The organism is Kocuria sp. CPCC 205258 (assembly GCF_040981005.1).
In the GTDB taxonomy this organism is placed as follows: domain Bacteria; phylum Actinomycetota; class Actinomycetes; order Actinomycetales; family Micrococcaceae; genus Kocuria; species Kocuria rosea.
In genome coordinates, this window is the sequence record NZ_JAVKPS010000003.1 from 398,686 (window position 1) to 418,635 (window position 19,950).

Genomic DNA, 19,950 nt, shown 5'->3' on the forward strand with positions numbered 1-19,950 from the left:
CCGGCCCGCGGCCGGGGCTCAGTCGGTGAGCGGCCCGTACCCCAGGTACCGGGAGTACATGCCGTACACCTTGCGGATCCCGCGCTCCACGTCGGCCACGGTGGTGCCCGGGCGCAGGTCGTCCACGGCCCCCGCGGTGGCCGGGTCCCAGTCCAGGTCGAGGGCCGAGTAGACGTCGGTGAGCACCGAGCGGATGGGCTCGGACTGCTCGACCACCAGCACGGTGCTGAAGTACCAGGCGCCCGCGACCACCCGCTGGGCCGTTCCGGCCAGCTTCACCTTCCGGCCCGGGGTGGACGACGACGCCGGGTGCGTCCCGTGCACGCTGTGCTCGCCGGCACAGTACTCGCCCGGGATCTCGCCGACGTCCGCCTCGACCTCAAGCTCCTCCAGGGCGGCCACGATCATGTCGCCGAAGAGCCGGTAGCGGTCCTGGATGCCCGAGGTGGGGTCCTCGGCGGCCTCGAGGTGGTCGATGATCAGGCACCCGCCGTGGTAGGCCGCGGCGCGGCCCCCCACCTTGCGGACCAGGGGCTCGAACCCGCTCTCGCGGGCGGCCCGGGCGGCGTCGGGGAAGCCCGGGCGCAGCTCGTCCCGGCGGCCGAAGGCGACCGTGGGGGCCGGTTCGTACAGGCGCAGGACGGGCCCGCTGCGGCGCACGTCGGCGAGGAGGGTCATGGCGCTCTCGTAGTCCTGCTGGGCGCCCAGGGACTCGCGCTGGCGGAGAAGTTTCATGCTGGCCCCAGTCTAGTGGCGGATCCGGACGGTCCTGCGGCAGGTCACGCCCCGGTGATCCCGCTGCCGCGGAACCAGCGCCCCAGGGCCAGGGCGCTGAGCTCGACCTTCTCGGCCCACGCGACCGCCTCCTCGTCGGCGGCGTCGGAGACGTGCTTGACCATCCGCAGCGGCACGCCCAGGTGCCGGCAGGCCACCGCGATCGCCCAGCCCTCCATGTCCACGAGGTCCGCCCGGGCGGCCAGGGCGTCCCGGGCGGGTCCGCCGGCCACGAAGGAGTCCCCGGTGGCGAGCACGGGGCCGTCGCCGCCGAGCTCGATGACGTTGTCCACGGGGATCCCCGCCGCGCGCAGCAGCTCCTCGTCCACGTCCCGGTTGATGATCCGGGAGGGCTCGAGCACCCCGGTCAGCCCGTGCTTCAGGGCGCCGGCGCTGCCGATGTTGAGGACCGTCAGCTCCGCCCGGCGCGCGGGGTCCGGGCAGCGGGTCAGCACCGCCTCGGTGGTGCGCACCGCCGCGGCCGACATCCCGACACCGGTCAGGACCAGGTCGATGTCCTCCGGGAAGTACTTGGTCTCCAGGGGGTGGGCGGCGAGAACGAGCAGCTGTGGCACCCCGTCACTCTATCCGCACTCCCCTCCCGCCCCCGCCCCTGCCGCCGAGCCCCTCCTCCTGCCGCCGAGCCCCCCACCTGGTCGCAAATCCCCACGATCAGACGGGGGGAATTGCGATCAGATGGGGGACTCGGCGCGGTGGACGGGATCCACCTGGGGACTCGGTGGGACAGGGGGACGGCGGGACGGCGGGGGGAGGTCAGGCCGGGCGGGTGGTGAACAGCGCGGCGAGCCGCCGGTCGGAGTCCGCCTGGGCGTCGAGATCGTGCGCGCCGCCCGTCACGAGCAGCTCGTCCGCCCCGGTGCGCGCGAGCAGCCGTTCCAGCTGGTCCCGGACGTCCGGGGCCGTGCCGTGGACGGAGGACGTGAGGGTCTCCTGCACGAGGGCCCGCTCCCGGGCCGTGAGCCCGTCCGGCTCCGCGGGCCGTGCGGGCGCCAGGGGCGGGAACTCGCCCCGGGTGCGGGAGGCGGCCAGGGCGCGGGCCTCGGGCAGCAGCAGTTCGCGGGCGGCCGCGCGGGTCCGCGCCACCGCGACGTTCACCGAGACCACCGCGTAGGGCTCCGGCCACCACGACGACGGGCGGAACTGCGCGCGGTACCGCTCGAGCACCGCGGCGCCGCCGCCGGGGCCCTCGCGGAAGAGCGCCGGGCCGCCGAGCACCACGGCGAGTCCGGCCCGGGCCGCGGTCTCCACCCCGGCGCCGGTCGCCAGGACGAAGACCGGTGTGGCGGCGTGGTTGCGGGGCCGGACGGTCACCGGGGCCGCGCCGGAGAGGTGCGCGAGCAGCTCGGCCAGGTCGTCCCCGAAACGGTCCGCGGCCTCCTTGCCGGTGCGCAGCGCGTCCCGGACCGCGGCGGTGAAGCCGAGGGAGCGGCCCACGCCGAGGTCGATCCGGCCGGGGTGCAGGGCCTCAAGGGTGGCGGCCTGCTCGGCGACCACGAGGGGCTGGTGGTTGGGGAGCATGATCCCGCCGGAGCCGATCCGGAGACGACGGGTCCGGGCGGCCAGGGCGGCCATCAGCACCGCCGGCGCGGACCCGGCGATCCCGGGCACCGCGTGGTGCTCGGCCACCCAGAACCGGTGGTAGCCCAGCTCCTCCGCGCGCTCGGCCCGCTCCAGGACGCGGGCGAGGTCCTCGGCCTCCGTGGAGCCGTCCCGGGTGTTGGCGCGGTCGAGGAGGGAGAGCGGGACGTCGGAGAGGGCCATGGTGCGCACAACCCGGGCGGCGCCGGAAGCATTCCGGGCCGCTGCCGCCGTCCGGGACGGTCAGGGCCGGCGCCGGACCTGGATCCGTCCCTCCTCGACGCGGGTCTCGTAGCTGGGCTGCGCGGCGGTCGCCGGTCCGCGGACCACGGCGCCGTCCGCGAGCCGGAAGGTGCTGCCGTGCCAGGGGCAGGTGACGCAGCCGCTGTCGACCGTCCCCTCCTCGAGCGGGCCGCCCAGGGCGAGGGCCCTGCCGGCACCGCGCCGGCCCCGGAGCCGGGCGGCGAGCGAGGCCGCGTAGAACGTCAGGGCCACGCTGTTGGCGGTCGCGTGCACCAGGCCGATGCGCCGGTCGGCGCCCTGGGTGTCGGACCAGTCGTTGAGCCCGGTCGCCGCCGTGGGGACGGCGGCGGCCAGCCCCGCGGCCACGAGCACGTCGGCGGCGCGGGCCGTGCCGGGGCCGCCGGCCAGGTCCTGCACCGCGGCCAAGGTCCACGCGCCGGGCGGGACAAGGACGTCCTGGTGTGTGAAGACCGGTGGCGCCGGGAGCCGTTCAGCCGGCGCGGTCGAGGGCCTCCTCGGCGGCAACCCAGCCGAGCATGGCGCACTTGACGCGGGCCACGAACCGGGAGACCCCGGCGAAGGCGGCGGCGTCGCCGAGGACCTCCTCGTCGGGGACCACGGTGCCCCGCGAGCGCAACAGGTCCCGGAACGCGCCGATCAGCTCCACCAGCTCGGCCCGCGTCATCCCGGGGGCGGTCTCGGCCAGCACGGAGGCCGCGGCCATGGAGATCGAGCAGCCCTCGCCCTCCCAGCTGAGCTGGGCCACCACCGGCTCCGCGTCCCCGGGTCCGGCCGCGAGCTCGACGCGCACGGTGATCTCGTCGCCGCACGTGGGGTTGTACTGGTGCGACTCGCTCGCGGCGTGACCGGGGGCCGGGGCGGCAAGGCCCTCCCCGGTCCGGCGCTTGGCGTGGTCGAGGATGACCTCCTGGTACATCCCGTCCAGCGCGCTCATGGGGTCCTCCTCGGTGGGTTCAGTGGGTCCTGCGGCTCCGGTGCGGCGCTCACGGTGCTCAGCCGGCCACGCGGAAGTAGCTGCGGACCCCGGCGAGCTCGGCCAGGAACCGGTCGACGTCGGCGGTGGTGTTGTACAGGTAGGCGCTCGCCCGCGTGCTGGCGGTCAGCCCCAGCGCCCGGTGCAGCGGCTGAGCGCAGTGGTGGCCCACCCGCACGGCCACCCCGGCGGAGTCCAGCACCTGCCCGACGTCGTGGGCGTGCACCCCCGCCACGTCCACGGCCGCCAGACCCACCCGTTCGGCGCCCGGGGGCGGGCCGATCAGCCGGATTCCCTCCAGCTGGGCGAGACCGGCCGCGAGCCGCTGCCCCAGCTCGTGCTCGTGGGCCGCGACCCGCTCCATCCCGATGCCCTGGAGGTAGCGCACCGCCTCGGCCAGCGCCACGGCCTGGGCGACCCGCTGCGTGCCGGCCTCGAAGCGGGTGGGGGCCGGCAGGTAGGAGGCGGACTCCATCGTGACCTTCGTGATCATGGATCCGCCGGTGAGGAACGGCGGCATCGCGTCCAGCAGCTCGGCCCGCCCCCACAGCGCCCCGATGCCGGTGGGACCGAGCATCTTGTGCCCGGAGAACACCGCGAAGTCCACCCCCAGGGCGGGGAGGTCCACGGGCAGGTGCGGCACCGACTGGCAGGCGTCCAGCACGGTCAGCGCCTCCGCCGCCCGGGCCAGCTCGACGAGACGGGCGACGTCGGTGATCGCGCCGGTGACGTTGGAGACGTGGCTGAAGGCCACCACCCGGGTGCGCTCGCCGATGACCTCGGCGGCGGCCCCGAGATCGAGGGCGCCGGTCTCGTCGACGGGGATCCAGCGCAGGGCGGCCCCGGTGCGGGCGGCCAGCTCCTGCCACGGGATGAGGTTGGCGTGGTGCTCGGCCTCCGTGGTGACGATCTCGTCGCCCGGGCCCAGCCGGAAGCGGGCGGCCGTCCCTCCCCCGCGTCCGGCCGAGGCGTTGGAGAAGGAGTAGGTGATCAGGTTGATGGCCTCGGTGGCGTTGGAGGTCCACACCAGCTCCCGCTCGGTGGCCCCCACGAAGCCGGCCACCACCCGGCGGGCCTCCTCGTAGGCGTCGGTGGCCTCCACGGCCAGGGTGTGGGCGCCGCGGTGGACCGCGGCGTTGCGGTGCAGGTAGAAGTCCCGCTCGGCGTCCAGGACGGCCAGGGGCTTCTGGGAGGTGGCCCCCGAGTCCAGGTAGACCGACGGACTGTTCGTCAGCAGCGGGAAGTCCTCCCGCAGCGCACGCACCTCGGGATCGGTCAGGGGCAGCACGTGGTTTCCTTCCATGCTCCGACACTGTACGGCCCGGGCCCGGGGGTTCTCCGGCCGGACGCCTCCCGGCGTCACGGGCGGGCTACCGGTGGCGGGGGCGCAGATAGGTGTTGCCGTTCGCGTCCTTCTCGACCACGAACTCGTCCTGCAGGTCCTGGTACCACTGCTGCGTCTGCTCGCTGGGCTGGTCCTGGCCCCGGAGGTCGCGGGGGCTGCGCACGGCGGGCCCGTAGAACCGCATGGCGAAGTCGTCGAAGCGCCGGAACAGGCTGCGCCGGGGCTCGTCGTCGTCGGCGTGCTGGTGCTTGCGCATGGTGTCCTTCCGGGTGGCGGGCCGGGCCGTCTCCCCCCCATGATCTCCCGCCGGTCCGCGGAAGGCGAACCCGGAACGGTGCGCGAGGAGCCACAGCCGGCGGTACGGGGCGAGGGCGGCCCACGGGACGACCGGGTGGGCGGCCTGTCAGGAGAACGCCCGGACGTATTGACGACCATCGATGTTGGTGGCACTCTTCCACATAGACGGACGTCGATACCGAGGAGCGTCCGTCGCACCCGAAAGGAACCCGTCATGTCCAGAGTCCAGCTCGCCCTGCGTGTGGCCGATCTCGAGCGCTCCATCGAGTTCTACTCCACCCTGTTCCGCACGGCCCCGGCCAAGCGGCGCCCGGGCTACGCCAACTTCGCCATCGCGGAGCCGCCGCTGAAGCTCGTGCTGCTGGAGGGCGAGCCCGGTGACGACACCCGCATGGACCACCTCGGCGTGGAGGTGGAGAGCACCGAGATCGTCGAGGCGGCCGCGCAGCGCCTGGCCGACGCCGGCCTGGCCACCCGCCCGGAGGAGCAGACCACCTGCTGCTACGCCGTCCAGGACAAGGTCTGGGTGACCGGACCGGGCCGGGAGCCGTGGGAGGTCTACACCGTCACCGCCGACGCCCGGCCCGACCTGGAGGGCAGGACCGGCCGGGAGCTCTCCGAGGTGGGCGGCGACGGCTCGTGCTGCACCTCCGACCCCCGGCCGGAGCCCGTCAGCCCGTGACGGCCCCGCCGCGGTCGGCGACTCCGGCGGGTGCCGCCGACCGCGGCGGGCGCAGGGCCGCCCTCGCCGCACCGCCGGAGCGGTGACCGGGACGGTGGCCGAGGTGGTGGCCGGGACAGCCCCGTGAACCCGGCCGTCCGATGGCGTCACGAAAGGGAACGCCCTGGTGACTACCTGGTTGCAGGAGTAAACTGACACCCTCAGCTGTTGCGCCTCGGCGCCGGGACGTCGTTCCCGGTGCCACCGGTTCCCCGGAGGCGCACCGCGTCCCGGGGGACGTCTCCCGGTCGGCCGGGGGCCGGCCGAGGACTCCGGCACGCGCCACCGGCGCCCGTGCCGACGCTCCGTCTCATGACCTCGGGGACCCGCCATGAAACACCTACTCCTCTCGCGCGTGCTCACCGGCGCGTCGGCCACCGTGCTGGCGACCGCCGGGCTCGCCGTGGGCGCACCCGCCCACGCCGCGACCGCGCAGCCCGTGTTCTCCTACGCCCAGGGCTGGCGCACCGACCAGCACGTGCGCGAGCTCGCGGACGTCAACGGCGACGGCCGCGCCGACGTCGTGGGCTTCGGCAACACCGGCGTGCAGGTCGCCTTCGGGCAGCCCGACGGCACCTTCGGCACGCCGAGGATGAGCGTGCGCGACTTCGGCGCCGCCCAGGGCTGGCGCAACGACCGGCACGTGCGCACGCTGGCCGACGTCGACGGCGACCGCCGCGACGACATCGTGGGCTTCGGCAACGCCGGCGTCTACGTGGCCTACTCCCAGGGCGACGGCAGCTTCACCGCACCACAGCTGAAGGTCCGCGACTTCGGCTGGAACCAGGGCTGGCGGGTCGACATGCACCCGCGCGAGCTCGCCGACCTCAACGGGAACCTGACGGCCGACATCGTGGGCTTCGGGTACTCGGGCGTCACCGTCTCCCACGCTCTGTCCAACCGGACGTTCACCGGCACCGGCAAGCGCATCGACAGCTTCGGCTGGGACCGCGGCTGGCGGGTCGACAAGAACCCGCGGCTGCTCGCCGACGTCGACGGCAACAGCACCGCCGACATCGTCGGCTTCGGCGACGCCGGGACGTACGTCTCCTACTTCTCCGCCCTGGGCGACACGTTCACCCAGCCCGCGCTGGAGATCCGCAACTTCGGCTACGCCCAGGGCTGGCGCGTGGACCAGCACCCACGGATGCTGGCCGACGTCAATGTCAACCCCGCCGGCAACGCCGCGGCGGACATCATCGGCTTCGGCTACTCCGGGGTCTCCGTCGCGCACTCGCTCAACGGAGGGAACTACACCGGCGTGGCACTGCGGGTGAAGGACTTCGGCCAGGCCCAGGGGTGGCGGGGCGACCGGCACCTGCGGACCCACGCGGACATCAACGTCGACGGCATCCAGGACCTGGTGGGTTTCGGCAACGCCGGGGTCTACGTGGCCCACGGCCGGGCGGACGGCACCTTCGCCCGGGTGTACCTGAAGGTCGCCGCCTTCGGCTACGACCAGGGGTGGACGGAGGACCGGTATCCGCGCCTGCTCGGTGACGTCAACGGCGACGGCCGCGACGACGTCGTCGGCTTCGGGCACTCGGCCACGTACGTGCAGCTCTCGTGAGCCCGCCGGCCGCGATCCGTCGCGGCCGGGCCACGGTTCCGTCCCCGTCCGCACGGACGGGGGCGGAGCCGTGCTACGTGACGGGCTTCGGCTCCGCGCCGCGCTCGTGCACGTAGGCGGCCATGGTGATCACGGTGACGAGCTGCACGGCGACCACCACGAAGGTCCAGCCGCCCTCCGCGACGACGTAGACGGCGGCGGAGACGGCGAGCACCAGCGGCAGGACGCGCGACGCGGCGAGCGCGCGGCCGGACTCCCCGGGTGTCCCCGGCGGGTCGGGGCCGTGCCCGGCGGCCGGCTCCGCGTGCTCCGGGGCGGCTTCGGCGGCGGGCTCGCTCCGTCGGCGTCGCGCGGTGTGGACGGTGCTGACCAGCACCGCCACGTAGAGGGCCGCGACGAGACCGGTGACGAACAGCATGACGGTGCCGTCGTCGTCTCCGACGCACAGCCCCACGACGAGACCGAGGGCCACCGGCAGGAGCCAGAGCCCCAGGAGCAGCCTGTCGCGCACGGTCAGCACGAGGCCCTCCCCCCGTTCGACGATCCCCGTGACCGCATCCTCGCACCCGGCGACCCCGCGTGTCTGACCCCTCATCCGGGGATGGCGCGGGCGTCCTCGGACGGCGCGGTGACCTCCGGCGTCACACACGCGGGGGCCGCCGTCCTCTGCGGCGCGCCGTGCGGTGCCGGACGGGCACCGGACGTAGAACAGGAGGGTGCCTCGCGCGATCCCCCGACGCGTGACCTCCCCCCAGGCGCACTTCCTCTCGTCCCCCCAGGAGCACCATGCGCAACACCCTCTTCCCCTCGCCTGCCCCGGGGGCGGACCCGGCGTCCCGCCGCGGTGTCGCCGCGGGCCGGTGGATCGTGGCGGGGCCGCTGCACCTCGTCCTGGCGATCGGGCTGGTGGCGGGCTGCGCGTCCAGCACCGCGTCCACCGACCCGGCCCCCGGCCCCGTCCCGGGGACCGTGACGACGGTGCCCGCCGCCCCCTCCCCGAGCGCCGAGCCCGGCAGCACACCCTCGCCCACGGCCTCGAGGACCCCGGGGACGGTCACCACGGTCCCCCCGTCGCCGAGCTCCGCCTCGGAGCCGTCGGAGACCCCCGTCCGGGCCGTCGCCCCGCCCTCGGGGGCGTTCCTCGCCCTGGAGGACCTGCCGGTCGCCGCCGCCGGGACGATGTCCGACTACGACCGCGACGCCCTGTTCGGCGGGTGGATCGACGCCGACGGCGACTGCGAGGACTCCCGCAACGAGGTCCTGGCCCGGGACCTGACCGGCATCACCTCCGCCGACGGGTGCAGGGTCGACACCGGCACCCTCGCCGACCCGTACACGGGGGCGTCCATCGACTTCGTCCGCGGGGTCGCGACCTCCGCCGACGTCCAGGTGGACCACGTGGTCTCGCTCGGCAACGCCTGGGTCACCGGGGCGCGCCGGCTCTCCCCGGCCGACCGCGTGGCCCTCGCCAACGACCCGCTGAACCTGCTGGCGGTCGACGGCCCGGCCAACGGCTCGAAGTCCGACCAGGACGCCTCGCGGTGGCTGCCCCCGAACCGGGCCTTCGCCTGCGAGATGGTGGCCGTCCAGATCGCGGTGAAGACCCGCTACGGCCTGTGGGTCACCGCCCCGGAGAGGACCGCCATGGCCGAGGTGCTCTCCGGCTGCCCCGACCAGCAGCTGCCCGGCGGCACGCCGTTCGGCGACATCCCCGGGGGCGCCGGGGCCGCCCCGGCCCCCGCCGAGGAGGCCCCGGCCGGTCAGGCTCCCGTGCCCGCGGACGTGCACTACGCCAACTGCACGGCCGCCCGGGAGGCCGGCGCCGCACCGCTGCTGCGCGGGGAGCCCGGCTACCGGGAGGCCATGGACGGCGACTCCGACGGCGTCGCGTGCGAGTAGGACGACAGCGGGACGGGGACCGGACGACAAACGCCACCCGCTGCGCCACCGCCCCCACGGTCACCACCGGCCGGCGCTGGGGACACGCGGCCGCGCTCAGCCCTGCCAGGCGGTCCGACCACCGGCGCGGCGGGCGAACTCCGCGGCGCGGCGGTGCGGCAGCGCGTCCCACAGGGACCCCGCGGCCATGCCCACGAACCACAGGCACGGGAACCACCAGCGCCCGCCGCCCAGGTGCAGATAGCACGACACGACGAGGACGAGGGTCAGCGCGATGTTGAGGAACATCAGCGTCATCTGGTGCGGCACAGCGGCCCCCTTCACAGTTCTGCGGCATGCCCTCCGCATCGTGGCACGGCCCGCCCCTCCCCGTCTGACCCCTCTTGGGTGGGCAACTCTCCGGCGGGCCACCCCGGTTCGCCGTCCGGCCCGCCTACAGTGGGAACCCCGCCCCCCCCAGCGAAGCAGAGGCACCCCATGAGCACGAAGGCCGTCGTCACCAGTCTGTTCCTCGCGTCCGGTCTCGCCCTGGCCGGCTGCGCCGGCGACCCCCAGGTCCAGGAGGACACCCCCGCCGCCCGGACCTCGCCCTCCCCCTCGGGCACGGCCCCGGAGCCGACGCCGGAGCCGACCCCCGAGTCCGCGGAGCCCGCGGAGCAGCCCGACGACGCCGACGAGGAGCCGGCCGCGGAGTCGCCGGCGCAGCCCGGGGCCGCGCCCGCGGAGCCCGTGCCCGCCGACGCGTGGTCCGCTTTCTCCACGACGCCCGAAGGACAGCCCTACGCCGGGACCGTGTCCGGGATCGAGCAGCAGGCGGCCCCGGGCGGCGGTCTCGTGCACCGGCTCACCGCGGACACGAACGACCGCGCCGTGGCCGTCGAGATCTGCCGGGCCTACCAGTCAGCGATGAGCACCGGCCAGGACCGGATCGACGTCGTCGACACCGTCGGGCAGCTCCTCGCCTTCGCCCCGGGCGGCCCCGGGACCTGCCAGGTGCAGGTCAGCACGGACGTCGGGGCCGTGCCCTTCCCGGCGAAGTTCAGCTACGAGGAGGCACTGGCCGCGTGGCGGAGCGGGGTGCCCTACTACGACGCCTTCTGCATCAACTACGACCCGGTGACGGAGGCCGGGGCCGCCCAGTGCACGGGCATCGAGAACGGCACCGTGGACAGCGTGACCGGGGAGTACATCGGCGGCTGACCTCGGGCCGGCGCCTCAGGTCCCGCAGTAGGTCGTGTAGGCGCCGAAGTCCTCCGGGGGACCGGCGGCGTAGCGCTCCAGACCCGGACGCTCCTCGTAGGGGGTGGTCACCGCCTCCAGGAGCCGTCCCAGCGGGTCGAGGTCGCCGTCCACGGCGGCGGCGAGGGCCTCCTCCACGAGGTGGTTGCGGGGGATGTGCACGGGATTGACGCGGTCCATCGCCTCGGGGTCCGGCCCCACGGCGAGCCAGCGCTCGGCCCAGGCGTCGAAGGCCGGCAGGTCGAGGACCAGGTCGCGCGCGGCGGTCGCGCCGCTGCGGGCGGTCCCGGCCAGGGCGCGGAAGAACGAGGTCCAGTCGACGCGGTTCTGCTGGAGCAGCACGAGCAGGTCGTCGACCAGGAACGAGGCGACCTCGTCGTCGAGGTCCTCGGGCAGGCCGAGCTTCGAGCGGATCCCCGCGGACCAGGCCGCGCTGTACTGCGGCGCGAACGCCCCGAGCGCCCCCTCCGCCAGGGACACCGCCCGGTCCTGGTCCTCGTCCAGCAGCGGCAGCATGGCCTCGGCGAGCCGGGCGAGGTTCCACTGCGCGGCGACCGGCTGGTTCCGGTAGGAGTAGCGCCCGCCGTGGTCGATCGAGCTGTACACCGCGGCCGGGTCGAAGGCGTCCAGGAACGCGCACGGCCCGTAGTCGATGGTCTCCCCCGAGATGGTCGTGTTGTCGGTGTTCATCACCCCGTGCACGAACCCCAGCAGCATCCACCGGGCCACGAGCGAGGCCTGGGCGGCGACGACCGCCTCGAACAGGGCGAGGTACGGGTGCTCGGCGCCGGCGGCGCCGGGGTGGTGGCGGCTGATGGCGTGGTCGGCGAGCCGGCGCAGGAGGTCGGGGTCGTCCGTGGCGCGGGCGTACTGGAAGGTGCCCACGCGCAGGTGGCTGCTCGCCACCCGGGCGAGCACGGCCCCCGGCAGCAGGGTCTCGCGGCGCACCTGCCGTCCGGTGGCCACCACGGCGAGGGACCGGGTGGTGGGGACGCCCAGGGCGTGCATCGCCTCGCTGACGATGTACTCGCGCAGCATGGGCCCGATCGCCGCGAGACCGTCGCCGCCGCGCGCGAAGGGCGTCCGCCCGGAGCCCTTGAGGTGCAGGTCCCGCCGGCGGCCGCCGGCGTCCACGATCTCGCCCAGCAGCAGGGCGCGCCCGTCGCCGAGGCGCGGGGAGAACGCGCCGAACTGGTGCCCGGAGTAGGCCTGCGCCACCGGTGTCGCCCCGGGCGGCACGAGGTTGCCGACCAGCAGGCGTGCGCCCTCCGGGCCGCTGAGCCACTCCGGGTCCAGTCCCAGGTCGGCGGCCAGGGGCTCGTTGAGCACCAGCAGCCGGGGCTCGGCGACGTCGTCGGCCCGCCAGGGCACGGACAGCTCCCCCAGCTCCTGGGCGAAGCGGCTCTCGAAGGTGACGGTGGACAGGGCTGCGGTGCTCACACCGTCCACGGTACCCCGCGGACCCGTCGCCGCCGAGGGGTCGGCGGGATCAGGAGTGCTCGGCGGTCCGCAGCACGGCCACCAGGAAGTCGCTGTCCTCCCGGAACGGGCGCAGGTCCCAGGTGGAGAGCAGCACATCGGGCACGAGCCCGGCCCGCTCGGCGTCCTGCAGGAACTCCGCGAACGGGTAGCCGCGGCCGGCGCCGAAGCCCACGGCCACCCGGCCGTCGGCGGCCAGGTGGAGGCGGAAGCGGCGCAGCACCTCGAGGCGCGTGCTGGGGGCCAGGAAGGCCATCACGTTGCCGGCGCACACCACGGCGTCGAAGGGCTCCGGGACGCCCCGGGCGGGCAGGTCCAGCTCGGCCAGGTCCCCCACGAGCCACCGGGGACCCGGGTGGTCCTCCCGGGCGGCGGAGACCAGCGCGGGGTCGACGTCGACCCCGACGACGGTGTGCCCGCGGCGGTGCAGGTGGCCGCCCAGCCGGCCGGGACCGCACCCGGCGTCGAGGATCCGGGAGCCGGGCGGGACCATGGCCTCGACCAGCCGCGCCTCCCCCACGACGTCCTCACCGGCGGCCGCCATGGCCCGGAACCGTTCGACGTACCACGACGAGTGCCCGGGGTCCGCGCGCACCTTCTGCATCCACATGCTCTGCTCGACCACACGGCCAGGGTACCGCCCGCCGGTCGGGTGCCCGTGCGACGGCGCTGCGCTGCGCGCCGGCTCGTTCAGTCCGCGACGACGGCCTCGACGTCGACCGGTTCGCTGATGAGTCCGTGCTCCCGCATCTGCTCCTCGATGAACTCCAGGGACTCGACGTCGATCTCGGACTTCCACTGCGGGAGGGTCATGGACCCGGCGACCTCGGGCGTCACACGGGCCAGGTCGGGCAGCGCGGCGCGGAACGCGTCCGGGTCCTCCGCCACGGACGCGGCCGTGGCCTCCAGTCCGTTCCGGAAGGCCTCGATGACCTCGGGGTTCTGCTCGCGGTACTCCTGGGTGGCCAGGTAGGACCCGACCATCAGGCCGGGGCGGGCCTCCACGTACGGCCACAGGACGGGCCGGGCCCCGGACTCCGCGCCGATGGTGACGAACGGCTCGATCTCCCACGCCGCGTCGATCTGTCCCCGCTCGAGAGCGGGGATCATGTCGGGGAAGCCGATCTCCACGAACTCGACGCCGGCCGGATCCACCCCGTGCTCCTCCAGCGCGGCGGAGATGGTGACGTCGCCGATGTTCTCGAGGGTGTTGACCGCGATGGTGCTGCCGGCCAGGTCCGCCGGTTCGCGGATGTCGCTGTTCTCCGCGACGAGCACGGCCGAGAAGTCCTCCCCCTCGGTCTCGGAGCCGAAGGTGCCCGGAGCCACCATGGTGATGGGCAGGCCCTTCTCCACGGCCAGCAGGGCGCTGACCGTGTTGGAGCCGGCCAGCTGCAGCCCGCCGCTCATCAGTCCGGGCACGGCCGCCGCCCCGCCGGCGCTGACGTCGACGGTGACGTCGAGGCCCTCCTCCTCGAAGAAGCCCTGCTGCACGCCGTAGTTCAGGTATGCGGAGGGGACGCCGGCGGTCTCGGCGACGTTGACGGCGACGGGTGCGGCAGGATCCAGCCCCTCGGCCTCCGGGGACTCGGCCCCGGCCCCGCATCCGGCCAGCAGCAGGGCTGCGGCGGCCGCGCTGACGAGTGGCATGCGCTTCATCGTGGACTCCTTCGTCGTGTGGTCGTGTGGTCGTGAGGTCGTGAGGTCATGAGGTCGTGTGGTGCATCGCGGTGCATCGCGGTGGTGACGTGCCCGGTGTCCGAGGCGCACGGGGCGCTCAGCCGGTCCGGTCCGGGCCGTCCGCGGCCCGGAGCTCGTCGAGGCTGTAGCCGGCGACCTGCTGGTACCGCCGGGAGATCGCGGCGATCTCCTCCGCGCTGATGACGTCCTCGATCCGGTCGAAGGGCCGGTCCCCGGTGCGCTCCCACACCTCGCGGATGATGGTGTCCGGCGGGGACGTCCGGTTGGCCAGGACCACGGCCGACGTCCGGGGCAGCCGCTCGGCCTCGTAGTCGGCGAGCGCCTGCAGCGGGCCGGTGCCGGCGGCCAGCAGCTCGGCGAGCCGGTGCGCGTCGAGGACGGCCTGGCCGGCGCCGTTGGACCCGCGCGGCACCATGGGGTGGGCCGCGTCGCCGAGCAGGGTCACCCGGCCGAAGGTCCAGCGCGGGAGCGGGTCCTGGTCCACCATCGGGTACTCGAGCACGGTCTCGGCGCCCGTGATGAGCGCGGGGACGTCCAGCCAGTCGAACGTCCAGTCCTGGAAGACGCCCAGGAAGTCCTCCAGTCGGCCCTCCCGCGTCCAGTCGCGGCGGGCCCGCTGCGGGGCCTCGAGCTCGGCGACCCAGTTGACGAGCTGGTTGCCGTCGTCGTCGACGTCGCGGATGGGGTAGACCACCATCTTGCCGCTGGCGAGCCAGCCGATGCGCGCCATGCTCGCGCCTGTCAGGAAGGGCGGCGCCACGGTCGTGCCGCGCCACATGGTGACCCCGGAGTACCGCGGCTCGCCCTCGTCCGGGTAGAACTGCCGGCGCACCGCGGAGTGGACGCCGTCACAGGCGACGACGACGTCCGCGCGGACGTCGGGCAGCTCGGCGCCGTCGCTGGTCCGGGTGAAGCGGGCGACGGCGTCGGCGCCGTCCTGGTCCACGGACTCGCACCGGTGGTCGGTGACCACCGCGTCCTCGCCCAGGCGCTCGCGCACGGCGTCGAGGAGCACCTGCTGCAGGTCGCCGCGGTGGATCGAGAACTGAGGGCTGTCGTACCCGGCGTGACGCCCCGCCGGCTCGGCGTGGATGAACTGCCCGAACCGGTTGTAGAAGACCGCCTCCCGGGTGGTCACCCCGACGGCCGCGAGCGCGGGCTCGAGGCCGAGGCGGCCGAGCACGGCCGTGGCGTGCGGGAGCAGGTTGATCCCCACACCGAGCGGCCGGAGTTCCGGGGCGGCTTCGTAGACGCGGCACGGGATGCCCACCCGGTGCAGCTCGAGGGCCAGGACCAGGCCCCCGACACCGGCGCCGATGACCGTCACCCGGGGTGCCGGGCCCTGCCCTGGCCCGGTGGCCGCCGGGCTCTGCTCCGCTCGTGTCATGTCCTGCTCTCCCTGCCCGCACCGGGCGCCGCCGCCCGGTGCCCTGGGGAGCAACGCTAGGCAGGTGTTGCGCAGAGAAGGATCGTTCCATCAGTCTTTCTTCCATGCAGAACAAACCGGAGCTGCCGCCGTACGCCATCGAGTCCGTCTCGAACGCCCTGCGGCTGCTGCTGATGCTCCGCGACCGCGACTCCCTCCGGGTCACGGACGCCGCCGCGGAGCTGGGCGTGGCCCGCTCCACGGCCCACCGGCTCCTCATGACCCTGGCCCACGAGGGCTTCGTCCAGCAGGAGCGCAACTCCCGCGCCTACCGGCTGGGTCCGCAGCTGCTCGAGTTCGCGCTCTCCTCCGCCGGCATCCCGGAGCTGCGCCAGGTCGCGCACCCGCTCCTGGAGACGCTCTGCGCCGCCCTCGAGGAGACCGTGAACCTCATGGTCCTCGAGGGGCCGAGCGTGCGGTTCGTCGACAGCGTGGAGTGCGACCGTCCCGTGCGGGTCAGCGGACGGACCGGCGCCCTGCTCCCGGTGCACGCCACGGCCGGTGGCAAGGTCCTCCTGGCCGCGGCGGACCCGGCGGCGGCTCAGGCCCTGCTCGAGGCCGGCCTCCCCCGCATGACCGGGCGCACCACCACGAGCCCTCGGATCCTGCGCGAGGAGCTGGCGGACATCCGGCGGTCCGGCTACGCGCTCAATCTCGGCGAGAGCCTCGACGGCCTGCACGCGGCGGCCGTGCCCGTCACCGACGCCGCGGGCAGGGCCCTGGCGGCGCTGGCCGTGAGCGTCCCGGCCGACCGGGGCGGCCTCTCGGGTCTGCGGCGCCACGTGCGCGCGCTGCAGGAGACTGCGGGACAGATCAGCGGACAGCTCTGACCGGCGGTGACCGGGCCCGCCCTCTTCCCTCCGTTTTCAGGCTACAGCGCGCCGGGGGGCTTGCGGCAAGACCCGGGTCGCGCCGCAGAATGCTCGGGCCGGGAGCGGCACCTGCGGACGGAGGGGCAGCAGATGGACGAGCACGAGGTGGTGGTCGTCGGCGGCGGGCCGACGGGTCTGATGCTGGCGGCAGAGCTGGCGCTGGCGGGGGTCGACGTCGTCGTCCTCGAGCGGAGGACCGGTCAGGTGCTCGTCGGCTCGCGCGCCGGCGGGCTGCACGCGCGGACCATCGAGGTCCTCGACCAGCGCGGCGTCGCCGACCGGTTCCTCGCCGAGGGCACGATCGCCCAGGTCGCCGGGTTCGCCGGCACCCCGCTGGACATCAGCGACTTCCCCACCCGTCACCCCTACGGCCTCGCGCTGTGGCAGAACCACATCGAGCGGCTCCTGGCCGGCTGGATCGGCGAGCTGGGGGTGCCGGTCCGCTACGGGCACGAGGTGACGGGTGTGGCCCAGGACGGCACGGGCGTCGACGTCGAGCCGGCCGACGGCCGGCCGCTGCGGGCGCAGTACGTCGTCGGGTGCGACGGAGGGCGGAGCCGGATCCGGAAGGCGGCGGGCATCGGGTTCCCCGGGTGGGACCCGACGACGAGCAGTCTGCTCGCCGAGGTGGAGCTGGCCGAGGAGCCGGAGTGGGGCATCCACCAGGACGCCGTCGGCAAGCACGCCTTCCGCCGGCCCCAGGACGGAGGACCGGCGGGGGTCATGGTGACCGAGCGCCACGTGGGGCCCGGCCGTGAGCCCACCCTGCGCGATCTCCGCGCGGCGCTCGTGGCGGTGTACGGGACGGACTACGGGGTGCACAGCCCCACCTGGATCACGCGGTTCACCGACACGACCCGGCAGGCGGCGTCCTACCGGAGCGGGCGCGTCCTGCTGGCCGGCGACGCCGCGCACGTGCACGCCCCGGACGGTGGGCAGGGCCTCAACACCGGGGTGCAGGACGCGGTGAACCTGGGCTGGAAGCTGGCCCAGGTCGTCGGAGGGACCTCACCGGAGGACCTCCTGGACAGCTACCACGCCGAACGCCACCCGGTGGCCGCCCGCGTGCTGCGCCTCACCATGGCGCAGGTCGCGCTGCGCCGCCCCGACGACCGCGTCCGGGCCGTGGGCGAGACGGTCGCCGAGCTCCTGGCCATGGACGAGCCGCGCCGGCGGTACGCGGCGACGATGTCCGGCCTGGACATCCACTACGACCTCGGCGCGGGACACCCGCTGCTCGGGCGGCGCATGCCGGATCTCGACCTCCGCACGGCCGGCGGCCCGGCGCGGGTCTTCGCCCTCCTGCACGAGGCGCGGCCGGTGCTGCTCGAGCTCGGCACGCCCGGCGGTGTCGACATCGGGCCCTGGGCGGACCGCGTGCGACTGGTCACCGCCGCGCACCACGGCCGCTGGGAGCTCCCGGTGCTCGGGCCGGTCACCCCGCCCACCGCGGTGCTCGTCCGGCCGGACGGGCACGTGGCCTGGGTGGGCGAGGGCGACACGTCCGGGCTCGAGGCCGCACTCACCACCTGGTACGGTCCGCCGGCGGAGCCCCGTGCCGTCAGCGCAGATCGAACCGGTCGAGCTCCATGACCTTGACCCACGCGGCGACGAAGTCGCGCACGAACTTCTCCTGCGCGTCGTCGCTCGCGTAGACCTCCGAGATCGCCCGCAGCTGGGAGTGCGAGCCGAAGACCAGATCGGCAGCGGTGGCCGTCCACCTGAGCTCGTCCGTGGCGAGATCACGGATCTCGAAGACCTCCTCCGCATCCTCGGACGCCCTCCACTGCGTCCCGGCGGCGAGGAGATTGACGAAGAAGTCGTTGGTCAGCGCCTCCTTCCGGTCGGTGAGGACACCGTGCTCCGACTGCCCGTGGTTCGTCCCCAGGCTCCGCATGCCGCCGACCAGGACCGTCATCTCGGGGGCGGTGAGGTTGAGCATGTACGCGCGGTCGAGCAGCAGCGTCTCGGGCGAGAGCCGCACGTGGGACTGCACGAAGTTCCGGAAGCCGTCGGCCTGCGGCTCGAGCACCGCGAAGGACTCGACGTCGGTCTGCTCCTGCGCGGCGTCCGTGCGCCCGGGCCGGAACGGGACCTGGACCGGGTGACCGGCGTTCCGGGCCGCGCGCTCGACGGCCGCGCAGCCGCCGAGCACGATCAGGTCGGCCAGCGAGATCCTCGTGCCGTCGGACCGACCGCCGTTGAAGTCCTCCCGGACCTGCTCGAGGACGCGCAGCACCTCGGCCAGCCGCTCCGGCTCGTTCACCTCCCAGCCGCGCTGCGGCTCGAGCCGGATGCGGGCGCCGTTGGCCCCTCCCCGGTTGTCGGTGCCCCGGAAGCTCGCCGCGGAGGCCCACGCGGTGGAGGCTAGCTGCGCCACGGTCAGCCCCGAGCCGAGGAGGGTCTCCTTCAGGGCGGCGACGTCGTCGTCCCCGACCAGTTCGTGGTCGACCGCCGGGACCGGGTCCTGCCACAGCTGCGGCTCCGGGACCCACGGCCCCAGGAAGCGCGTGACCGGGCCCATGTCGCGGTGCAGCAGCTTGTACCAGGCCTTGGCGAACGCCTCGGCGAACTCGTCCGGGTGCTCGTGGAACCGCCGCGAGATCTTCTCGTACACCGGGTCCGCCCGGAGCGCGAGGTCGGTCGTCAGCATCGTCGGCCGGTGCTTCCGCCCCGGGTCGAAGGCGTCCGGGACGGTCTCGGTCGCGTCCTTGGCGACCCACTGGTGGGCCCCCGCCGGGCTCTCGGTCAGCTCCCACTCGTGGCCGAACAGGTTGCCGAAGAAGCCGTTGCCCCACTGGGTCGGGGTGCTGGTCCAGGTCACCTCCAGACCGCTGGTGATCGTGTCCGGGCCCTTGCCCGTCCCGTAGCTGCTCCTCCAGCCCAGGCCCTGACCCGTGACCGGGCACGCCTCGGGCTCGGGGCCCACATGGTCGGCGGGCCCGGCCCCGTGGGTCTTCCCGAAGGAGTGCCCGCCGGCGATGAGCGCGACCGTCTCCTCGTCGTTCATCGCCATGCGGCCGAACGTGTCGCGGATGTCCCGGGCGGACGCGATCGGGTCGGGGTTGCCACCGGGGCCCTCGGGGTTGACGTAGATCAGCCCCATCTGGACCGCGGCCAGCGGGCCCGAGAGTTCGCGGTCGCCGGCGTAGCGCTCGTCGCCGAGCCAGGTGTCCTCCGGGCCCCAGAACATCTCCTCGGGCTCCCACACGTCCTCGCGCCCGAAGCCGAAGCCGAACGTCCGGAAGCCCATCGACTCGAGCGCCACGTTCCCGGCGAGCACCAGCAGGTCGGCCCACGAGATCTTCCGGCCGTACTTCTGCTTGACCGGCCACAGCAGGCGCCGGGCCTTGTCCAGGTTGGCGTTGTCCGGCCAGCTGTTGAGCGGGGCGAACCGCTGGGCGCCCTCCCCGGCTCCCCCGCGGCCGTCCGCGATCCGGTAGGTGCCGGCCGAGTGCCAGCTCATCCGGATGAACAGCCCTCCGTAGTGTCCGAAGTCGGCGGGCCACCAGTCCTGCGAGGTGGTCATGAGCTCGACGAGGTCGCGCTTGAGCTCCTCGACGTCGAGCGTGGCGAACTCCTTCGCGTAGTCGAAGTCGGGGCCCAGCGGGTCGGTCGTGGTCGAGTGCTTCCGCAGGACGTTCAGGTCCAGCTGGTTGGGCCACCAGTCCTGGACCGTCCGCGGCTGACCGGTCTTGGGGGTGGGCGCGTCGATCGCCGGGTTTTCGCTCTCGCTGCCGTGCACGGGAGCATCAGGCGTCTGGGACATGGGTCTTCCTTCCAGGATGGCG

Annotated in this window: 20 protein-coding genes; 6 read left to right on the forward strand and 14 right to left on the reverse strand. The window is 74.4% G+C overall.

Annotation, left to right across the window (positions count from 1 at the left end; genetic code table 11):
• Positions 1 to 18: 18 nt before the first annotated feature.
• The 7 genes from RF644_RS07865 to RF644_RS07895 all read right to left on the reverse strand — a co-directional run bounded on the left by RF644_RS07865 (position 19) and on the right by RF644_RS07895 (position 5,211).
• Positions 19 to 735, reverse strand: a complete 717-nt coding sequence (locus RF644_RS07865) for a lipoate--protein ligase family protein (protein WP_017834637.1) — start codon at positions 733 to 735, stop codon at positions 19 to 21.
• A gap of 44 nt (positions 736 to 779) precedes the next feature.
• Complete coding sequence (locus tag RF644_RS07870) at positions 780 to 1,349, reverse strand: nucleosidase (RefSeq protein ID WP_017834636.1); 570 nt, start codon at positions 1,347 to 1,349, stop codon at positions 780 to 782.
• Positions 1,350 to 1,548: 199 nt separating this feature from the next.
• Positions 1,549 to 2,556 carry an MsnO8 family LLM class oxidoreductase gene (locus RF644_RS07875; RefSeq protein WP_031283650.1) on the reverse strand — a complete coding sequence of 336 codons (1,008 nt, stop codon included), beginning with the start codon at positions 2,554 to 2,556 and terminating at the stop codon, positions 1,549 to 1,551.
• 60 nt (positions 2,557 to 2,616) lie between these two features.
• Positions 2,617 to 3,033: a Rieske (2Fe-2S) protein gene (locus tag RF644_RS07880; RefSeq protein ID WP_368796175.1), complete on the reverse strand. Its 417-nt coding sequence runs from the start codon at positions 3,031 to 3,033 to the stop codon at positions 2,617 to 2,619.
• A 73-nt stretch (positions 3,034 to 3,106) separates the two neighbouring features.
• On the reverse strand, positions 3,107 to 3,571 hold the full coding sequence (sufU, locus tag RF644_RS07885) for a Fe-S cluster assembly sulfur transfer protein SufU (protein WP_126346275.1): 465 nt from the start codon (positions 3,569 to 3,571) through the stop codon (positions 3,107 to 3,109).
• A gap of 58 nt (positions 3,572 to 3,629) precedes the next feature.
• Entirely contained in the window at positions 3,630 to 4,913 is a 1,284-nt protein-coding gene (locus tag RF644_RS07890) for an aminotransferase class V-fold PLP-dependent enzyme (protein WP_368796117.1), read from the reverse strand.
• A 67-nt stretch (positions 4,914 to 4,980) separates the two neighbouring features.
• Entirely contained in the window at positions 4,981 to 5,211 is a 231-nt protein-coding gene (locus tag RF644_RS07895; protein ID WP_017834631.1) for a hypothetical protein, read from the reverse strand.
• Positions 5,212 to 5,466: 255 nt separating this feature from the next.
• Here RF644_RS07895 and RF644_RS07900 point away from each other — a divergent pair, with 255 nt between their 5' ends.
• Together RF644_RS07900 and RF644_RS07905 are read left to right on the forward strand one after the other, a co-directional pair.
• Positions 5,467 to 5,934, forward strand: coding sequence for an ArsI/CadI family heavy metal resistance metalloenzyme (locus RF644_RS07900; RefSeq protein WP_017834630.1), 468 nt, complete (start codon positions 5,467 to 5,469; stop codon positions 5,932 to 5,934).
• 370 nt (positions 5,935 to 6,304) lie between these two features.
• Positions 6,305 to 7,543, forward strand: coding sequence for an FG-GAP repeat domain-containing protein (locus RF644_RS07905; RefSeq protein ID WP_368796118.1), 1,239 nt, complete (start codon positions 6,305 to 6,307; stop codon positions 7,541 to 7,543).
• A gap of 73 nt (positions 7,544 to 7,616) precedes the next feature.
• Here the strand turns inward: RF644_RS07905 and RF644_RS07910 are convergent, their stop codons facing one another.
• Positions 7,617 to 8,063, reverse strand: coding sequence for a hypothetical protein (locus tag RF644_RS07910; protein ID WP_368796119.1), 447 nt, complete (start codon positions 8,061 to 8,063; stop codon positions 7,617 to 7,619).
• 266 nt (positions 8,064 to 8,329) lie between these two features.
• On the opposite strand from RF644_RS07910, the gene RF644_RS07915 reads away from it, so the two are divergent.
• Positions 8,330 to 9,442 (forward strand): excalibur calcium-binding domain-containing protein, encoded by a 1,113-nt coding sequence (locus tag RF644_RS07915; protein WP_368796120.1) that lies wholly within the window; start codon positions 8,330 to 8,332, stop codon positions 9,440 to 9,442.
• 96 nt (positions 9,443 to 9,538) lie between these two features.
• Here RF644_RS07915 and RF644_RS07920 read toward each other — a convergent pair whose 3' ends face one another.
• Positions 9,539 to 9,751 carry a hypothetical protein gene (locus RF644_RS07920; protein WP_095650504.1) on the reverse strand — a complete coding sequence of 71 codons (213 nt, stop codon included), beginning with the start codon at positions 9,749 to 9,751 and terminating at the stop codon, positions 9,539 to 9,541.
• Positions 9,752 to 9,919: 168 nt separating this feature from the next.
• On the opposite strand from RF644_RS07920, the gene RF644_RS07925 reads away from it, so the two are divergent.
• Positions 9,920 to 10,642 carry a hypothetical protein gene (locus RF644_RS07925; protein ID WP_368796121.1) on the forward strand — a complete coding sequence of 241 codons (723 nt, stop codon included), beginning with the start codon at positions 9,920 to 9,922 and terminating at the stop codon, positions 10,640 to 10,642.
• Between the two features lie 15 nt (positions 10,643 to 10,657).
• Here the strand turns inward: RF644_RS07925 and RF644_RS07930 are convergent, their stop codons facing one another.
• From RF644_RS07930 to RF644_RS07945, 4 genes are all read right to left on the reverse strand, one after another.
• Positions 10,658 to 12,121 carry a YdiU family protein gene (locus tag RF644_RS07930; protein ID WP_368796122.1) on the reverse strand — a complete coding sequence of 488 codons (1,464 nt, stop codon included), beginning with the start codon at positions 12,119 to 12,121 and terminating at the stop codon, positions 10,658 to 10,660.
• Positions 12,122 to 12,170: 49 nt separating this feature from the next.
• Positions 12,171 to 12,770, reverse strand: coding sequence for a class I SAM-dependent methyltransferase (locus RF644_RS07935; protein WP_368796123.1), 600 nt, complete (start codon positions 12,768 to 12,770; stop codon positions 12,171 to 12,173).
• 80 nt (positions 12,771 to 12,850) lie between these two features.
• Positions 12,851 to 13,819 (reverse strand): ABC transporter substrate-binding protein, encoded by a 969-nt coding sequence (locus tag RF644_RS07940; RefSeq protein ID WP_368796124.1) that lies wholly within the window; start codon positions 13,817 to 13,819, stop codon positions 12,851 to 12,853.
• Between the two features lie 118 nt (positions 13,820 to 13,937).
• Positions 13,938 to 15,248 carry a flavin-dependent oxidoreductase gene (locus tag RF644_RS07945; protein ID WP_368796125.1) on the reverse strand — a complete coding sequence of 437 codons (1,311 nt, stop codon included), beginning with the start codon at positions 15,246 to 15,248 and terminating at the stop codon, positions 13,938 to 13,940.
• A gap of 104 nt (positions 15,249 to 15,352) precedes the next feature.
• Between RF644_RS07945 and RF644_RS07950 the strand changes: the two genes are divergently transcribed.
• Both RF644_RS07950 and RF644_RS07955 read left to right on the forward strand, forming a co-directional pair.
• Positions 15,353 to 16,117, forward strand: a complete 765-nt coding sequence (locus tag RF644_RS07950; protein WP_368796126.1) for an IclR family transcriptional regulator — start codon at positions 15,353 to 15,355, stop codon at positions 16,115 to 16,117.
• Between the two features lie 132 nt (positions 16,118 to 16,249).
• Positions 16,250 to 17,752, forward strand: coding sequence for an FAD-dependent monooxygenase (locus RF644_RS07955; RefSeq protein WP_368796127.1), 1,503 nt, complete (start codon positions 16,250 to 16,252; stop codon positions 17,750 to 17,752).
• Here RF644_RS07955 and katG read toward each other — a convergent pair.
• Positions 17,721 to 19,928, reverse strand: a complete 2,208-nt coding sequence (gene katG, locus RF644_RS07960) for a catalase/peroxidase HPI (protein ID WP_368796128.1) — start codon at positions 19,926 to 19,928, stop codon at positions 17,721 to 17,723. The genes RF644_RS07955 and katG overlap by 32 nt on opposite strands.
• Positions 19,929 to 19,950 lie beyond the last annotated feature (22 nt).